Annotated in this window: 18 protein-coding genes; 10 read left to right on the forward strand and 8 right to left on the reverse strand. The window is 70.7% G+C overall.

Features of this window, described 5'->3' with window-relative positions; genetic code table 11:
- Nucleotides 1-96: 96 nt before the first annotated feature.
- The gene (gene prmC, locus BM066_RS03030; protein WP_018062177.1) at nt 97-945 is read right to left on the reverse strand and encodes a peptide chain release factor N(5)-glutamine methyltransferase; all 849 of its coding nucleotides are present in this window, start codon (nt 943-945) and stop codon (nt 97-99) included.
- A gap of 83 nt (nt 946-1,028) precedes the next feature.
- On the opposite strand from prmC, the gene BM066_RS03035 reads away from it, so the two are divergent.
- The 3 genes from BM066_RS03035 to BM066_RS03045 are packed head-to-tail and all read left to right on the forward strand — an operon-like array spanning nt 1,029 to nt 1,837.
- On the forward strand, nt 1,029-1,304 hold the full coding sequence (locus tag BM066_RS03035; protein WP_049801112.1) for a type II toxin-antitoxin system ParD family antitoxin: 276 nt from the start codon (nt 1,029-1,031) through the stop codon (nt 1,302-1,304).
- A gap of 20 nt (nt 1,305-1,324) precedes the next feature.
- Nucleotides 1,325-1,501, forward strand: coding sequence for a hypothetical protein (locus BM066_RS03040; RefSeq protein WP_018062175.1), 177 nt, complete (start codon nt 1,325-1,327; stop codon nt 1,499-1,501).
- 42 nt (nt 1,502-1,543) lie between these two features.
- Nucleotides 1,544-1,837, forward strand: coding sequence for a type II toxin-antitoxin system RelE/ParE family toxin (locus BM066_RS03045; RefSeq protein WP_026176563.1), 294 nt, complete (start codon nt 1,544-1,546; stop codon nt 1,835-1,837).
- Nucleotides 1,838-1,846: 9 nt separating this feature from the next.
- Here the strand turns inward: BM066_RS03045 and BM066_RS03050 are convergent, their stop codons facing one another.
- The gene (locus BM066_RS03050; protein WP_018062173.1) at nt 1,847-2,608 is read right to left on the reverse strand and encodes an MOSC domain-containing protein; all 762 of its coding nucleotides are present in this window, start codon (nt 2,606-2,608) and stop codon (nt 1,847-1,849) included.
- Nucleotides 2,609-2,709: 101 nt separating this feature from the next.
- Here BM066_RS03050 and BM066_RS03055 point away from each other — a divergent pair, with 101 nt between their 5' ends.
- The 3 genes from BM066_RS03055 (at nt 2,710) to BM066_RS03065 (ending at nt 5,803) form a co-directional block, all read left to right on the forward strand.
- Nucleotides 2,710-3,975: a YihY/virulence factor BrkB family protein gene (locus BM066_RS03055; protein WP_018062172.1), complete on the forward strand. Its 1,266-nt coding sequence runs from the start codon at nt 2,710-2,712 to the stop codon at nt 3,973-3,975.
- A gap of 65 nt (nt 3,976-4,040) precedes the next feature.
- Nucleotides 4,041-5,249 (forward strand): hypothetical protein, encoded by a 1,209-nt coding sequence (locus BM066_RS03060; protein ID WP_026176562.1) that lies wholly within the window; start codon nt 4,041-4,043, stop codon nt 5,247-5,249.
- A 23-nt stretch (nt 5,250-5,272) separates the two neighbouring features.
- On the forward strand, nt 5,273-5,803 hold the full coding sequence (locus BM066_RS03065; protein WP_018062170.1) for a GNAT family N-acetyltransferase: 531 nt from the start codon (nt 5,273-5,275) through the stop codon (nt 5,801-5,803).
- A gap of 13 nt (nt 5,804-5,816) precedes the next feature.
- Here BM066_RS03065 and prfA read toward each other — a convergent pair whose 3' ends face one another.
- The gene (gene prfA / locus BM066_RS03070) at nt 5,817-6,884 is read right to left on the reverse strand and encodes a peptide chain release factor 1 (RefSeq protein ID WP_089924227.1); all 1,068 of its coding nucleotides are present in this window, start codon (nt 6,882-6,884) and stop codon (nt 5,817-5,819) included.
- Nucleotides 6,885-7,044: 160 nt separating this feature from the next.
- On the opposite strand from prfA, the gene BM066_RS03075 reads away from it, so the two are divergent.
- Nucleotides 7,045-7,557 (forward strand): DUF1993 domain-containing protein, encoded by a 513-nt coding sequence (locus tag BM066_RS03075; RefSeq protein ID WP_018061070.1) that lies wholly within the window; start codon nt 7,045-7,047, stop codon nt 7,555-7,557.
- 145 nt (nt 7,558-7,702) lie between these two features.
- Here the strand turns inward: BM066_RS03075 and BM066_RS03080 are convergent, their stop codons facing one another.
- The 3 genes from BM066_RS03080 to BM066_RS03090 all read right to left on the reverse strand — a co-directional run bounded on the left by BM066_RS03080 (nt 7,703) and on the right by BM066_RS03090 (nt 9,820).
- A complete protein-coding gene (locus tag BM066_RS03080; protein WP_089924230.1) occupies nt 7,703-8,191 on the reverse strand; it encodes a molybdopterin-binding protein in 489 nt (162 codons plus the stop codon).
- A gap of 108 nt (nt 8,192-8,299) precedes the next feature.
- The gene (locus BM066_RS03085) at nt 8,300-9,067 is read right to left on the reverse strand and encodes a DUF3108 domain-containing protein (protein ID WP_089924233.1); all 768 of its coding nucleotides are present in this window, start codon (nt 9,065-9,067) and stop codon (nt 8,300-8,302) included.
- A gap of 78 nt (nt 9,068-9,145) precedes the next feature.
- Nucleotides 9,146-9,820, reverse strand: a complete 675-nt coding sequence (locus BM066_RS03090; RefSeq protein ID WP_089924235.1) for a LysE family translocator — start codon at nt 9,818-9,820, stop codon at nt 9,146-9,148.
- Between the two features lie 96 nt (nt 9,821-9,916).
- Here BM066_RS03090 and BM066_RS03095 point away from each other — a divergent pair, with 96 nt between their 5' ends.
- Both BM066_RS03095 and BM066_RS03100 read left to right on the forward strand, forming a co-directional pair.
- Complete coding sequence (locus BM066_RS03095) at nt 9,917-11,296, forward strand: aminotransferase-like domain-containing protein (RefSeq protein ID WP_089924236.1); 1,380 nt, start codon at nt 9,917-9,919, stop codon at nt 11,294-11,296.
- A 78-nt stretch (nt 11,297-11,374) separates the two neighbouring features.
- Entirely contained in the window at nt 11,375-11,797 is a 423-nt protein-coding gene (locus BM066_RS03100) for an OsmC family protein (protein ID WP_089924239.1), read from the forward strand.
- A gap of 57 nt (nt 11,798-11,854) precedes the next feature.
- Here BM066_RS03100 and ispG read toward each other — a convergent pair whose 3' ends face one another.
- On the reverse strand, nt 11,855-12,994 hold the full coding sequence (gene ispG, locus BM066_RS03105; protein WP_089924241.1) for a flavodoxin-dependent (E)-4-hydroxy-3-methylbut-2-enyl-diphosphate synthase: 1,140 nt from the start codon (nt 12,992-12,994) through the stop codon (nt 11,855-11,857).
- A 122-nt stretch (nt 12,995-13,116) separates the two neighbouring features.
- Between ispG and BM066_RS03110 the strand changes: the two genes are divergently transcribed.
- A complete protein-coding gene (locus BM066_RS03110; RefSeq protein WP_089924243.1) occupies nt 13,117-13,920 on the forward strand; it encodes a hypothetical protein in 804 nt (267 codons plus the stop codon).
- Nucleotides 13,921-13,974: 54 nt separating this feature from the next.
- On the opposite strand, the gene BM066_RS03115 is transcribed toward BM066_RS03110, so the two are convergent.
- The gene (locus tag BM066_RS03115) at nt 13,975-15,096 is read right to left on the reverse strand and encodes a helix-turn-helix domain-containing protein (RefSeq protein ID WP_089924246.1); all 1,122 of its coding nucleotides are present in this window, start codon (nt 15,094-15,096) and stop codon (nt 13,975-13,977) included.
- Nucleotides 15,097-15,121: the final 25 nt, after the last annotated feature.

Below are 15,121 nucleotides of genomic sequence, written 5' to 3' on the forward strand. Positions count from 1 at the left end.
TCGAGACAACCGCTTTTCCCGTCACCCGGCGTTTTGGAAGGAGACCTTATCCGTCTACCGCCTCACGCCAGGGTTTCCAAGGGATTTTTCAGCTCACTATTTGGTACCGGTGACAACGCGGTCGTTGACCGACAGATCCTTGATGGTCCGCACGTTCTGGGCGCCGGCCTCCCTGAACAGAGTCTCGACCGCCTCGGACTGGTCGTAGCCGATCTCGACGGCGAACATCGCGCCGGGCTTGAGCACCCGCAGGATCTCGCCGGCCAGGAAACGATAGGCGTCCAGGCCATCGGGACCGCCGTCCAGGGCCAGGCGCGGCTCATGGTCGCGGACCTCCGGCTCCAGGGTCTCGATCACATGGGTGGCGATGTAGGGCGGGTTGGAGACCACCAGGTCGAAGCTGTCGTCGCCCAGGCCGTTGGTCCAGTCGCCGCGCAGCAGGGCCACCCGGCCGCTGAGGTCGAGGTTGGCGGCGTTCTCGCGGGCCACGGCCAGGGCCTCTTCCGACACGTCGATCCCCAGCCCCTTGGCGGCGGGGCGCTCGGCCAGCACCGCCAGCAGGATCGTGCCCGAGCCGACGCCCAGGTCCAGCATGTTGAACGGTATCTGCTCGGGGAAGGCCTTCAGCACCTCGTCGACGATGACCTCGGTCTCGGGACGCGGGGTCAGGACGTGCTTGTTGACCTGCAGCAGGATCTTCCAGAAACCCTTGCGGCCGATGATGTGGCTGACCGGCTCGCGGCGGGCGCGGCGGTTCAGGAAATCGTCCAGCGTCGCCATCTGGGCCTCGGTCAGCACCCGATAGGGATCGGTGATGATGTCGGTGCGGGTGACGTCGGCGGCCACCTCCAGCAGCAGACGGGCGTCGATGGCCGGCTGGTCGATCTGAACGTTCTTCAGACGGTCCTTGGCGGCGTTCCAGGCTTTGACGAGGGTCAGGGTCATGGGCGGGTTCTTACTTCGCCTTTTCGGCGGGCGCGACATTGTCGTGGTGGCGAGGTTTGCTACCCTCGAGGTCGGAGTCCCCGATGAGCAGACCCACCTCTGTCAGGCTCGACGAACATTTTCAAACCTTCATCGCGACATTGCTGCGCGAAGGACGATACCGGTCAGCCGACCAAGTCGTCCACGCGGGGCGGGCGTTGCTCGAGCATCAGACCAAGCTGGAGGCGCTCAGAACCGCGCTAGGCAAAGGCGAACGGAGCGGCTTCATCGAGAACTTCGACTTCGACGCCTTCATCGAAGAAAAGCTGCAAGGCGAAGGTGTGGAAGCCATCGAGCCCCGCCCTCCTCCACACAGGTAGATCGTGCTAGGCTTGTCCCCATGAAGCCCGAACCGACCAATTTGCATGACTTGGACGAAGACGCCGAAGCGGCGGCCGACGCTGAAGGCCTGGCCGATCTCGACGCTGGCCGCGTCGTTTCGGGCGAGGCGGTGAAGCGCTGGCTTCGTTCGTGGGGAACGGCCGATGTGTTGCCGACCCCACGCATAGGCGATTGAAACAGCCCCCAAGACAGGGCGTCGTGACGCCACAATCGGCGCATGACCACGAAGCCTCAAACCTACACAGTCACGGTCTCCGCGCTCGCGCTCCACCAACTGAAAGAGGCTTGCGCCTATATCCATGCGCAAGGCGCACCACTCGCGGCCCAACGGATGGCGGCCCGATTTGACGCCGCCATCGAAACGCTGGAACGCCACCCGGAGAGGGGAAGGCGGGTCGCACACGGCGTGCATGAGCTCTTGATCGTGCAACCCTACCTGATCCGCTACCGTATCCGCGCGAACGTGGTTGAAGTCGTGCGTATCCGCCATGCGGCTCAGCGGCCCACCTAGGTCTCAAGGCTAGACCACCGCCACCTCATCCCCCTCGGCCACCGCTCCGCCCGCCTCCACCTTCAGGTAGACGCCGCAGAACATGTGGCCGTAGTGGTCGAACAGGGCCTTCACCAGTTCGATGTCGCGCTCGGCCGTGACCGGGTCGACGTGGGTGGCGGCGCAGCGGACGATCGGCTTGAGCACTTCGGCCCTCGCCCCGCCCACCCGCATCGCCCGGCCCGTCCAGTCGTTCTCGACCCAGGCCGGCCAGCCCTCGACATAGAGGTTGGCGCGAAAGCGCAGGGGATCCACCGGCCGGCCCAGCCTGCCCTCCAGGTCGCGGACGCTGGCCAGGTTGACGATCGAGACATAGCCGCTGCGGCTGTCCATGAACCGGTGGTCGCCCGGCCCCTCGATCACGCGCAAGGGGCCCTTGATCTCGCCCTCCAGCAACTTCGCCAGCCAGGCCTCGAACCCGCGCCGCCCCTCGTCGCCGCGCAGGTCGCCGGCGAAGTCGGCCAGGCCCTCGGCCCTGGCGCTGAACATCCCGGTCGCCTCGTCATAGGCCGTCCGCGCCTTGGCCACGGCCGGGATCTTGGCCAGGACCGTGAACTTCATCTTCGAGATGTGGTCGGGCGCTTCGGGGTCGAAGCCGCTGGGCCCCTCCTCGACCGCGTAGAGGCGGTCGCAGGGGAAGCACCGGCCCGCGGCCAGCTCGGCCCGGCCCAGGCGTTCGGGCGTGAATCCCTTGACGGGGTGGCGATAGAGGCTGGCGATCCGGGCTTGCATGGCGCGCAAGGTCGGCGACGACTCGGCGCTTGGCAAGGTATGGCTTGGGCCGGCGGAACGGAGGCGCGGCCGACGTGTTCCCCCAGCGGAGGGCCCAGACCATGACCGACCCCGTGCCGCGGCGCCCGATCCGGTCGTGGATCGCCTCTCGGCCCTATCATCTGGCCCCCTGGATCGCGCTGCTGGCCCTGGTCCCCTTCGTGCTGCCCAAGCCCGGACGTCCGCACGGGCCGCACGAGACGCCGCTGGACCATCCGCCGGGCCTGTCCGAGGACCGGGCCATGCCGCCGCACGACTTCGACAGGGCCGAGCCGATGCGCGGCCGGGCGGCCCGGCACCCGCACCGCATTCCCGTCCTGGGCTGGCGCGACATCCTCTGGCGCACCTTCCGCGAGATCAGCGTCGACCGCCTGCCCGCCGTGGCCGGCGGCGTGACCTTCTACACCCTGCTGGCCATCTTCCCGGCCATCGGCGCCTTCGTCTCGCTGTACGGCCTGTTCGCCGACGTCGGGGCGGTCGAGAAGCAGCTGCAGGAGATGTCCAACGTCTTCCCCGCCAGCGTCGTCAACATCATCGGCGAGCAGATGCTGCGCCTGGCCAGCCAAGAGCAGACCAAGCTGGGCGTGGCCTTCGTGCTCAGCCTGCTGCTGTCGATCTGGTCGGCCAACGCCAGCATGAAGGCGCTCTTCGACGGGCTGAACATCGCCTATGACGAGGACGAGAAGCGCCATTTCCTGGCCAAGACGGCCTGGACCTACGCCTTCACCTTCTGCGCCCTGCTCTACGCCGTGGTGCTGGCCGGCGTGCTGATCGCCGCGCCGGTGCTGTTCGAGCGGATCGGGCTGAGCTCGGCGGCGGCGATCTGGATCCCGCTGCGCTGGCTGATCGTGCTGGCGGTGACGGCGGTCGCCTTCGCCATGCTGTACCGCTTCGCCCCTTGCCGGGCCCGCCCCCGCTGGCGCTGGGTGATCTGGGGCGCGGTGTTCGGGGCGGCGGCCTGGCTGGGCGGCTCGCTGGTGTTCTCGGTCTATGTCAACCGCGTGGCCCATTACGACGCCACCTACGGCCCGCTGGGAACGGTGATCGCCTTCATGGTCTGGATGTGGTTCTCGATCATGACCGTCCTGGTCGGGGCCGAGCTGAACGCCGAGATCGAGCACCAGACCGCCATCGACTCCACCACCGGCCCCGAGAAGCCGATGGGCCAGCGCGGCGCGGCCATGGCCGACACGGTGGGCCTGGCCTTCCACCCCTGGGAGATCATCCAGCGCGAGGCGGGCGCGGTGAAGCGGGTGTCCGGCCGCTACTGGGGCCACGCCCGCGGGCTGGGGCGGACAAAGCCGCCGCCGGAACCGCCCAAGCCCTGAGGCGGGACTATCGCCCTGGCCCACGCTCGCCTATGTCCAGGCGGTGGCGTTCGGGGAGCATGGCCTTGGCGGGAACGAGAACGGCGCGGCCGACGGCCGCGGGGGGCGAAGTCAGGACGCCGGTCAAGACGGCCTGGACCTCGTCGATCAGCGCGGCCGTGCTCGCCGCCTGCGCGATCGGCGCGGCGGTCTGGAACCGCCTGACGCCCGATGTTTACGCCGATGGCCTGACCGATCTGATCGCGGCGGGCTTTGTCCTGGCGGCGGCCTACACCGTCGCCGCCGTCCAGGTCGGCTACACTCGCCTGCTGTCCGACCGCGTCGAGCATCGCGAACTGTTCCGCGAACGCGTCCTACGCCGCGCCCAGGTCGCCGGCTATCGCCCGCAGCTGGCGACCAAGCAGATCCGCCTGGTCGCCGTCCCCGGCGAGGCCAAGGATCTGGTCGTCCCCCTCAATGTCGTCGAGAACCCGGTCTGGGCCGCCTGGCTGGAGACCTTGAAGGACCTCGACATCGAGGACCATAACGCCGTCATCGACGTGATGGCGGCCGATACGCGGCTGGGTCGCAATCCCGAGCAGCGGCTCCAGGCCCTGGGGTCCCTGCACCGCCTGGCCGCCTACCTGACCTGGGGCGGCCTGGCCCTCGCGGCCTGGATCTTCGTCTATCCCCGCCCCTATGAGCTGGCGATCCTGGCCGGCGTCCTGACACCGCTGATCGCCCTGGCCGCCGCCAACCTATGGCCCGGCCTGGTGGTGTTGATCGGAGGGGACGACAACGACCCGCACGTCAATTTGACTATGTTCTGGCTCGCGCCCAGCGCCGCCCTGGCGCTTCGCGCCCTGTTCGACATCCACACCGTGGACTGGCTGCCGCCGATCGGCGCGGGCGCCGCCCTGGCCGCCGCGCCTTTCGCCCTGGCCTGGCGCGTCGAGAAAGCGGCCGGCCATCCATGGCGCGCGATCACCTCGGCGTTCGTGGCCCTGGCCTGGGGTTGGGGCACGATCAGCCTGGCCAACGCCCTGTTCGACCGGGCCCCGGCCGTCGTACATCCGGCGACCGTCGTCGAACGAACCGGCTCGGCCGACAAGGATCCGGGCCTCACCCTGCGCGTAGCCGACGCCGCGCCGTCCTTGCCCGTCCTGAAAGAACTCGGCGTCTCGCAGGCCCGCTACCGCGCCGTCAGGGTCGGCGACCGCGCCTGCGTGGCCATCCACCCCGGCTGGCTGGGTTGGCGCCGCGCCCAGGTCGTCGACTGCCCCTCCGCCCGCTGACCCACGCCTTCCAGGACCACCCCATGATCTTCGCCCCCGCCCTGCCTTCCGAATTCCCCGCCATCGTCGACCTGGTCAATTCCGCCTATCGCGGCCAGGGCGCCCAGGCCGGGTGGACCACCGAGGCCGGCTATATCGACGGCCAGCGCATCGACCTGGAGAGCCTCAAGCAGGACCTGGCCGAGGCGCCGAACGCCGTCCTGCTGACCCTGCGCGACGCGGAAGGCGGCCCGCTGCTGGGCTGCGTCTGGGTCGTACCCGACGCCGAGGTTCCGGAGGGCGACGCCTGGTACCTGGGCATGCTGACCATCCGCCCCGACCAGCAGGACCGCCAGCTGGGCCGGGCCCTGCTGGCCCACGGCGAGGCCTACGCCCGGGACCGGGGCGCCCGGCGCGTGCGCCTGACCGTCGTCCATCTGCGCGACACCCTGATCGCCTGGTACCAGCGCCGGGGCTACGCCCTGACCGGCGAGACCAAGCCCTTCCCGGTGGCCGAGCGGTTCGGACGGCCGCAGCGCGCGCTGGAGTTCGTGGTGCTGGAGAAGGGGCTGTAGGAGGGTCGGAGGTCTAGAAACCCTCTTCCAGGCTCGCCAGCCTGGCCGCCTGGTCCTCGGCGATCAGCGGCTTGATGATGTCGTCCAGGGCGTCGCCCTCCATCACCTTGGCCAGGTTGTAGAGCGTCAGGTTGATCCGGTGGTCGGTGACCCGGCCCTGCGGGAAGTTGTAGGTGCGGATGCGCTCGGAGCGGTCGCCGCTGCCGACCTGGCTCTTGCGGGCGTCCGAGCGGGCGGTGTCCAGCGCCTCGCGCTGCATGTCGTAGAGGCGCGCCTTCAGGTTCTTCATCGCCCGGGCGCGGTTCTGGTGCTGGCTCTTCTCCGACGACGTCACCACCACGCCGGTCGGCAAGTGGGTGATGCGCACGGCCGAGTCGGTCTTGTTGACGTGCTGGCCGCCGGCCCCGGACGAGCGGTAGGTGTCGATCCGCAGGTCGCTTTCGTTGATCTCGATCTCGACGTCCTCGGCCTCGGGCAGCACCGCGACGGTGGCGGCCGAGGTGTGGATGCGGCCTTGCGCCTCGGTGGCCGGCACGCGCTGGACGCGGTGCACGCCGCTCTCGAACTTCCAGCGGCCGAACACGCCGTCGCCGGTGACCGAGGCGATGATTTCCTTGTAGCCGCCCATCTCGCCTTCCGAGACGCTGTCGATCTCGACCCGCCAGCCCTGCAGCTGGGCGTAGCGCTGGTACATGCGGAACAGGTCGCCGGCGAACAGGGCCGCCTCGTCGCCGCCCGTGCCGGCCCGCACTTCCAGGATGGCCGAAGCGTTCTCGTCCTTGTCGCGCGGGGCCAGCATCAGAGCCAGCTCGCGCTCCATGACCGGCAGCTTCTCGTCCAGCGCCGCCTTCTCGTCGGCGACCATCGCCGCCATTTCCGGGTCGCCGGCCATTTCCTCCAGCTCGGCGCGCTCGGCGCTGAGCTTGGCCAGGGCCTCGACGGCCTCGGCCACCGGGCGTAGCTCGGCGTGCTCCTTGGAGAGCTTGACGATCTCGGCCCCGTCCGTGGCCGCGCCCATGCGGGCTTCGACTTCGCGGAAGCGGTCGAGAACTTGGTCGAGGCGGGCCTGGGGCAGTCGCAAGGGGAAACGTCACGCAGTGGAGGAACGGGCGGTCTCTCTACCGCTCCGGACGCGCCGCGTCACCCCTTGGCGGGAGCACCTGTAAAGCGCGGCCATGCGCCCCTATCTCCCGCACGCGGCCGTCTCATCCCCCAGGCCGCGCCTCTCCTCGGAGCTCTCCATGCCCCTGTCGATGCATCGCGCCTCGGTTCCCGTCTTCGTCCGCGCCCTCAAGGTGCTGGCCACCCTGCTCGAAAAGGGCGAGGCCCACGCCAAGGCCCAGGGCCTGGATCCCGACGCCCTGGTCGCCGCCCGCCTGGCCGACGACATGCTGCCGCTGTCGGGCCAGGTCCAGCGCGCCTCGGACGCCGCCAAGGGCGCGGTGTCGCGCCTGACCGGGGTCGAGGCCCCCGCCATGCCCGACGAGGAGTCGACCTTCGCCCAGCTCCAGAAGCGCGTGGCCGACACCCTGGCCTACGTCCAGAGCGTCGACCCCAAGGCCTTCGAGGGCGGCGAGGACCGCACCGTCGAACTGAAGTTCCCCGGCGGGACCCTGACCTTCACCGGCGAGGACTACCTGTTCGACTTCGCCCTGCCGAACTTCTTCTTCCACGTGGTCACCGCCTACGACATCCTGCGCCACAACGGCGTGCAGATCGGCAAGCTGGACTATCTGGGGCCGGCGCAGGGCTAGATCGCGGCGGAAGCCCACACACCGTTGTCATCCCGGAAAGCGCGCAGCGCTTGTCCGGGACCCAGGTGAACCGCAAGGCCTTCGCCCAGTCCCCTGGGTCCCGGACAGCCCCTACGGGGCTTCCGGGATGACAACGATTTTGGGTTCACTGAACCGCCTTCACCTCCACCGACGCCAGCATCCGCGGCGACCGCCCTGGGCGCAGGTCGCCGTCGACGACCAGGCGGTAGGGTCCTTCCTTGGCGTCCAGCGGCTGGCCGTCCTTGCTGTCGGCGATAATCACCGGATTGGCGCGGTAGATCGGGTCGGTCTCGCCCAGGGAATAGGTGCTGGTGAAGCCGTCCGAACCCTTGGCGATCACCACCTGGTTCAGGTAGCGACCCATCAGCCGGTCGCCCGACACCACCCCCGCCCGGCGCAGGGCCGCGTTCAGCAGCGCGCCCTCGTAGGTGATCTGCTTGCCGTGGGCGGTGAAGGTCGCCTTGGCGCGTGGCAGGGCCTTCAGGTCGGCCGGGGTCAGCACCACGGTGTCGCGACCCTGGACGGTGACCTTCAGGTCCTGGGCCAGGACCGGCGTGGCGGCCAGGGCGGCCAAAGGGGCGACGATGGCGGCGAGGAGAAACGTCGGGCGCATGGCGGGGACCTTCTGTGGAGGTTCGATCTGGGGCCGATGCGCGCCGCCGAGCAAGCCCCTTCCGCTCACCCCGGCATTCGCCGGGATGAGCGGATTTCAGGGAAAAGCTCAGTACAGCAGCGTCTTCCCGATCACCCCCGACCCGTCCGGCAGGGGCGAAAGCTGCTTGATCATCACCTGGCTGCCCTTGGCGAACCAGAAGCGGGTGATCGGCATTTCCGGGTGGTTGTAGTCGGCGGTCACCACCCAGCAGTCGACCTTGCCGCCGCCCGGCAGGTTCAGCACCTCCGACCCCGCCACCTTGAACAGATAGGCCGCCGGCGGGCCGCCGCCCGGATGGGTGAAGACGATGCTGGCCTCGTAGCCCGCCGCCAGGGGCAGGGCCTGGAGGAACTCCATGTCGGTCTCGAAGTTGAAGCTGGGTTGCGGCGAGGCGACCTCGAAATCCTTGGCGGCGTTGTCGGCCAGATCCTTCAGGCCGACGATCTTGTCGGGCTGGAAGGCGTAGCCCTCGACCTTGGCCGCGCCGTCCTTCTGGGTGCGGCGGACGTGAGTCAGGGGCCGGAAGGTGCCGAGCTCGAACCAGCTGTCCAGCTGGCGGTCGGACGGCGCGGCGCCGACCCCGTCCCAGTGCTGGACGATGTGCAGGCGGCGCTGGCCGTCCTGGTCCTCGAAGCGGACCTCGCGGGTCCAGACGTCGGCGACGCGGACCGTGTCGCCGGCCTGCTTGAAGCGCAGATAGCGGTGCACGCCCGGCTTGAGGTTGGCGAAACGGGCCAGCGGCTGGCCGACCGGCACGGGGGTGACGGCGGCCTGGGCCGAGCCGGCGGCGAGCAGCAGGGCGGCGCAGAGGGCGGAACGGACGGCAAGCGACATGGACGGCTCCGGATTTTCGTCGCCGCACCAGACCCCAACCGTCCGCGCCGGACCACTTACGGTTCGGTAATGCGGCCCCTATCCCCGCGACGACCAGCGCGGCGTCGCGGGCAGGTCGGCCAGCAAGCGCGGTGCTTCCTTCGGGGCCCTGGCGGGACGGGCCTCGACCACCAGCGGGTAGAGCGACACGACCAGCAGGGCGGCCATGGTCAGGTTGAAGGCCCGCAGCACCGGCGGCCGGTCCAGGAACCGCCGCATCCCCTGGCCGAAGCCCGCCCAGGCGGCGCTGCACGGCGCGCCGACCAGCATGAAGGTCCCGGCCACCAGGAACACCCCGGCCGTCGAGCCGTCGGGCATGTAGGTGGTGGCCGCGGTCAGGGCCATGGCCCAGGCCTTGGGATTGACCCACTGGAAGGCGGCGGCCTGCAGGAAGGTCATCGGCTTGGAGCTGGCCTGCTTGTCCGTCACGCCCTTGGCCGTGGCGATCTTCCAGGCCAGCCACAGCATGTAGGCCCCGCCCGCCCACTTCAGCACCTCGTGCAGCACGGGGAAGGCCTTGAACACCCCGCCCAGGCCCAGCCCCATGGCGGCCACCATCACGCCCAGGCCCGCGCTGATCCCCAGGATGTGCAGCACAGTGCGGCGGAAGCCGAAATTCGCGCCCGAGGCCAGCAGCATCATGTTGTTGGGACCGGGCGTGCCGGCGGTGGCGAAGGCGAACAGCACGAAGGCGAGCAGCAGTTGAGCGGTCATGGCGGACACTCCAGACATGGAATGTCACGGTCATCTTGCCAATTGCATCATGTGTCAAAAGCTATATTGTTCCAGTGACAATTTTGGAGATCCCTGATGGCCGGCTGGACCCCGACCCTCCCCCCTGGCGAGAGGCCCCTGTACGAGCGCCTGCTGGACGCCCTGCGGGAGGACATCGCCTCAGGGGCGCTGGGCGACGGCGACCGTCTGCCGCCGCAGCGCGACCTGGCCCACCGCCTGGGCCTGGGGCTGGGCACGGTGACGCGGGCCTATGTCGAGGCCGAGAAGGCCGGGCTGGTGCAGGCCCATGTCGGGCGCGGCAGTTTCGTGCGCGGGGTCGGGGTCGCGTCGCGGCCGGCGGCCGAGGATCCGGGGCCGATCAATCTGAGCCAGAACATCGCCCCCGTCGGCCCGGGCGGCGAGCGGATCGCCCAGACCCTGGCGCGGCTGCAGCGCCGCCCCGACCTGCTCGACAACCTCGCCTACGCGCCCTCGGCGGGCCTGGAAGCCCATCGCCGGGCCTTCGCGACCTGGTTGTCGCGCACCGCCGGCGTCGAGCGCGCCGACTGGCGCCAGCTGATCTGCTGCGCCGGGGCCCAGCACGCCCTGAGCCTAGCCCTGGCCGCCCTGTGCCGGCCGGGCGACGAAGTGCTGTGCGAGGCCGCCACCTTTCCCGGCGCCCGGGTCCTGGCCGCCCACGCCGGCTATCGGCTGACCGGCGTGGCCATGGACGGCGAAGGCCTGCTGCCCGACGCCCTGGACCAGGCGGCGGCGAACGGGGCCAAGGCGGTGTTCGTCCTGCCCACCCTGCAGAACCCCACCGGCCGGATCATGGGCGCCGCCCGCCGCGCCGACATCGTGGCCGTGGCGCGCCGGCGCGACCTGTGGATCATCGAGGACGGCATCTATGCGATCTTCGGCGGCGACGCCCCGCCGCCGCTGGTCGACCTGGCCCCCGAGCGGACGATCCACGTCTCGGGCGTCTCCAAGGCCCTGTCGCCCGGCCTGCGGGTCGGTTTCCTGCTGGCCCCGCCCGGCGACCTGTTCGAGCGGGTCGTCCACGCCGTGCGCGCCCAGTTCTACGCCCCGCCCAACTTCGGCGCCCTGATCGCCACCCAGTGGATCGAGGACGGCTCGGCCGAGGCCATCGCCGGCGAGATCCGTGACGAGATGACCATCCGCCTGGCACTGGCCCGCCGGATCCTGGGTGAGGCCGTCGAGAGGCCGATGTCGGCCAGCGCCCCGCACGTCTGGCTGCCGATGTCGGAACTGGAGGCCGAGCGCCTGGCCGGCCGGGCCCTGCGCGGCGGCGTCGAGCTGACCCCGCCCTCGGCCCCGATCGTCGCGCCCGGCGCGACCGCCGGCGTACGCCTGTGCCTGGGCGCGGCCCGCGATCGCGACGAGCTGGAGCGGGGCCTGGGGATTGTCGCCGCCGCGCTGGCGGGCGTGGACGAGCGCTCGCGGGCGATGATCTGAGGTCGCCGCCGATTTGTTCTAGCCCTCGCCGCCAAGGCGCCCGACATCATCCGGTCCAGGACATCACGAGGAGCCGCCATGGCGACCGCCACCGCCCGCATCAGCGACGCCCGCTACGCCACCGCCATCACCACCGGCCGCCACGCCCTGACGGCCGACGAGCCCGAGCGCAACGGCGGGGCCGACGTCGGCCCCGCGCCGTTCGACCTGCTGCTGGCGTCCCTGGGCGCCTGCACCGCCATGACCCTGAAGATGTACGCCGAGCGCAAGGCCTGGCCGCTGGAGTCGCTGGAGGTGCGCCTGCACTACCACGGCGGCGAGACCCCGCCCCGCATCGAGCGCGTGCTGGTTCCCACGGGGCCGCTGGACGAGGCGCAACGAGCCCGCCTGGCCGACGTCGCCGAGCGGACGCCGGTGACCCTGGCGATCAAGGGCGGCGTGCCGATCCAGACGTCGCTGGGAGATGCTCCCCCTCCGGGGGAGCTGTCGCGAAGCGACTGAGGGGGCCTTCGCGGCCCCCTCCGGCCCTTCGGGCCACCTCCCCCTGAGGGGGAGGATCTATTCCGCCGCGATCGCCTTGGCTTCGGCGTCGGCCTTCAGCTGGGCCGCGCGTTGTTCGACCAGCTCGACGATGTGGTCGATCATGCCGTCGTTCGACTGCTTGTGGTCGGGCTTGCCGGCCATGTAGATCATGCCCGACCCCGCCCCGCCGCCGGTGAAGCCCAGGTCGGTCATCAGCGCCTCGCCGGGCCCGTTGACCACGCAGCCGATGATCGACAGCGACATCGGCTGGCTGATGTGGGCCAGCCGCTGCTCCAGCGTCTCCACCGTCTTGATGACGTTGAAGCCCTGGCGGGCGCAGGACGGGCAGGCGATAATGTTGACGCCGCGGTGGCGCAGGCCCAGCGACTTCAAGATGTCGAAGCCGACCTTGATCTCCTCGACCGGGTCGGCGGCCAGGCTGACCCGGATGGTGTCGCCGATGCCGGCCCACAGCATCGAGCCGATGCCGATCGACGACTTGACCGTGCCGGTGCGCAGGGCCCCGGCCTCGGTGACGCCCAGGTGCAGCGGGCAGTCGATGCGCTCGGCCAGCTGGTAATAGGCCGCCACCGTCATGAACGGGTCCGACGCCTTCACGCTGATCTTGAACTCGTGGAAGTCGTGGTCCTGCAGGATGCGGGCGTGGTTCAGCGCGCTCTCGACCATGGCGTCGGGGCACGGCTCGCCGTACTTCTCCAGCAGTTCGCGCTCCAGCGAGCCGGCGTTGACGCCGATCCGCATCGAGCAGCCGTGGTCTCGGGCCGCCTGGATCACGTCGCGCACCCGGTCGGGCGAACCGATATTGCCCGGATTGATCCGCAGGCAGGCCGCCCCGGCTTGGGCCGCCTCGATGCCGCGCTTGTAGTGGAAATGGATGTCGGCCACGAGCGGCACCTTGGCCTCGCGGGCGATGGTCTTGAAGGCCGCCGTGGAGTCGGTGTCGGGGCACGAGACACGGACGATGTCGGCGCCGGCCTCCTCCAGTTGACGGATCTGCTCCAGCGTCGCCGCCGCGTCGCTGGTCAGGGTGTTGGTCATCGACTGGACCGAGATCGGCGCGTCGCCGCCCACCTCGACATTGCCGACGCGGATCTTGCGCGACGGGCGGCGCGCGATCTGGCGCCAGGGACGGATGTGGGTGTGGTCTGCGGCCATGCCGTCAATCTAAGGGGTTTGGCGGCGGAACCCAAGTCCGTCACGTAAATGTCGCGGGCGCCACGATCCTGACGCGGGCGGATGGTCTCTAGGTCGTTCCCACAGGCGGCCCTGGAGTTTCGATGAGCGGGCGACCGCAGCCGTACGACCCCTTGGTTCCGACGCCGGTCCATCGCCGGCGGGCGAGGGCGGACGGCCTGGTCGCCGGCCTGTTCAGCCTCGCGGCCCACGGCGCCCTGCTGCTGGCGATCATGGCCGTGCGGATCCAGCCGCCGATGATGGCCGAGCCCGATCCGATCGCCGTGGCGCTTTATGAACCGCCCCCTCCCCCGCCCGAACCGCCGAAACTGGCGCCCGAGCCGGCCGGCGATCCGGCCCCGGTCAAGGTCTCACCGCCCAAGCTGCCCGTCCGCCCGCCGCGCCTGGTCCCGCCGCCCCGGGTCGAGCCCCTGCCCGCCAAGCCCGCCCCGGCGCCCCAGGTGACGGCCGAGCTGGGCGAGGCCGACCTGATCGGCGCGGCCACGGCCGGCAGCGGATCAGGCACCGGGGGGATCGGGAACGGCGCGGGCGGCGGCGGCTGCGACATGGTCCGGCTGCTGCAGGACGCCCTGCGCCGGAACCCGCGGGTGCGCGCCGCCCTGGCCCAGGTCCATCCCGAGGCCGCGGCCCGGGGCAAGGCGGTGCTGGTCTGGAACGGCGACTGGGTGCAGAGCCCCGGCCAGGAGGGCAAGGGCCTGGCCGGCGTGCGCGAGCTGATCATGCTGGAGGTGGCCTTCGCCCCCAAGGCCTGCCGCGACGACCCGATGCGAGGCCTGGTCCTGATCTCGCTCAGCGACGGCCCGGGCGCGCCGCGCCTGGCCCTGGGGTCCAGCCGGTGGAACTGGTCGGACCTGCTGTTCGCGAAGTCGGGCGGGCGGCGGGGGTAAGGCGATCTTGCCCCCGGATTCGATCTCTCCACACGCCCCAACAGTTGCCTGTGTTTAACCCTGTGGTTTGGGCGCGGGGACCGCTTGCGGCGCGGCCGGCTTGGGCTGCGCGGTCGCCGCGACCGGCGCGGCCGGGGCCGTCGTCAGCTTGCCCAGCGCCGCCGTCGGGCCGGGCATGCGGCTGGTCAGGGCGCCGGCGTTGTAGACCTCGAAGGCGGCCGGATCGGAGACCTCGGCGACCAGGCCGCCGTTGCGCGGGGCCCGGAACGCCTCGCCGGCCGCCATCCAGCGGGTGAAGTAGATCGCGCCGGACGCGTCGTGCACGGTCAGGGCGCCGGGCTTGCGGGCCTGCAGAATCAGGCCCGAGGCCTCGGCCGGGGCCGCGCCGTAGACCGCGCCCTTGGCCCGGAACGGCGCGCCGACATTGAGCACCTGGTTGGGATCGACGCCGCTCTTGGCCGCCTCGGCCGCGCGGGCCTTGGAGGCGGCGCTGACCGCGTCGGCCGAACCGCCGTTGGCGGCGGCGTCGTCGAGGCCGGGAGTCTTGTAGGGCTCGGGCGTGGTCGACTCGACCGGAGCCGGCAGGGGCGCGCCCAGCGACACCGAGCCGGGCGCGGCGTTGGGATCGACCGGAACCGCGGCCGGGGCGCTGACGGCGGCGGTCGCCTGGGCCTGGGCCACCTGGGCCGGCGGGGCGCCCTTTGAGATGGCGCGCTGGGCGACGTTCCACAGCACGATGGCGGCCACCACCAGCACGCCCAGCGCCAGGATCAGGCCCAGGCGCGGGTCGCGCTCGTGACGCACGCCGACCGGGGCGCGCAGCGGCTCGCTGTCGTCGGGCGCGTCCAGCTTGAAGCGGGCCACGGCGGCGTCGCCATCCAGGCCCAGCACCTTGGCGTAGGATTTCACATAGCCGATGGTGAACGGGCGCGAGGGCAGCTCGTCCAGCCGCAGATCCTCCAGCGCCTCGATATAGCCCTGGCGGATGCGGGTGGCGTCGGCGACGTCCCGCAGGGTCAGGCCGCGGAACTCGCGCGCGGCGCGGAGGGCCGAACCGATGTCGGCGCCATAATCGACCGAAGGCTGGTGCGCGGCCATCGGCGCGTCCTCAGGCTCGCCGTCGGCGACCAGATGCAAGTGCGAAACCCTGCCCGTATCCAGTGGCATGGCTGCCATGATACCTCAAATTCGCGTCGCTGGA

Source organism: Caulobacter sp. UNC279MFTsu5.1, from assembly GCF_900114015.1.
Lineage (GTDB): Bacteria > Pseudomonadota > Alphaproteobacteria > Caulobacterales > Caulobacteraceae > Caulobacter.

Coding starts and splice junctions, on each gene's coding strand:
- prmC (WP_018062177.1), bottom strand. CDS start 945: ATGACCCTGACCCTCGTCAAAGCCTGGAACGCCGCCAAGGACCGTCTG.
- BM066_RS03035 (WP_049801112.1), top strand. CDS start 1,029: ATGAGCAGACCCACCTCTGTCAGGCTCGACGAACATTTTCAAACCTTC.
- BM066_RS03040 (WP_018062175.1), top strand. CDS start 1,325: ATGAAGCCCGAACCGACCAATTTGCATGACTTGGACGAAGACGCCGAA.
- BM066_RS03045 (WP_026176563.1), top strand. CDS start 1,544: ATGACCACGAAGCCTCAAACCTACACAGTCACGGTCTCCGCGCTCGCG.
- BM066_RS03050 (WP_018062173.1), bottom strand. CDS start 2,608: ATGCAAGCCCGGATCGCCAGCCTCTATCGCCACCCCGTCAAGGGATTC.
- BM066_RS03055 (WP_018062172.1), top strand. CDS start 2,710: ATGACCGACCCCGTGCCGCGGCGCCCGATCCGGTCGTGGATCGCCTCT.
- BM066_RS03065 (WP_018062170.1), top strand. CDS start 5,273: ATGATCTTCGCCCCCGCCCTGCCTTCCGAATTCCCCGCCATCGTCGAC.
- BM066_RS03075 (WP_018061070.1), top strand. CDS start 7,045: ATGCCCCTGTCGATGCATCGCGCCTCGGTTCCCGTCTTCGTCCGCGCC.
- BM066_RS03080 (WP_089924230.1), bottom strand. CDS start 8,191: ATGCGCCCGACGTTTCTCCTCGCCGCCATCGTCGCCCCTTTGGCCGCC.
- BM066_RS03085 (WP_089924233.1), bottom strand. CDS start 9,067: ATGTCGCTTGCCGTCCGTTCCGCCCTCTGCGCCGCCCTGCTGCTCGCC.
- BM066_RS03090 (WP_089924235.1), bottom strand. CDS start 9,820: ATGACCGCTCAACTGCTGCTCGCCTTCGTGCTGTTCGCCTTCGCCACC.
- BM066_RS03095 (WP_089924236.1), top strand. CDS start 9,917: ATGGCCGGCTGGACCCCGACCCTCCCCCCTGGCGAGAGGCCCCTGTAC.
- BM066_RS03100 (WP_089924239.1), top strand. CDS start 11,375: ATGGCGACCGCCACCGCCCGCATCAGCGACGCCCGCTACGCCACCGCC.
- ispG (WP_089924241.1), bottom strand. CDS start 12,994: ATGGCCGCAGACCACACCCACATCCGTCCCTGGCGCCAGATCGCGCGC.
- BM066_RS03110 (WP_089924243.1), top strand. CDS start 13,117: ATGAGCGGGCGACCGCAGCCGTACGACCCCTTGGTTCCGACGCCGGTC.
- BM066_RS03115 (WP_089924246.1), bottom strand. CDS start 15,096: ATGGCAGCCATGCCACTGGATACGGGCAGGGTTTCGCACTTGCATCTG.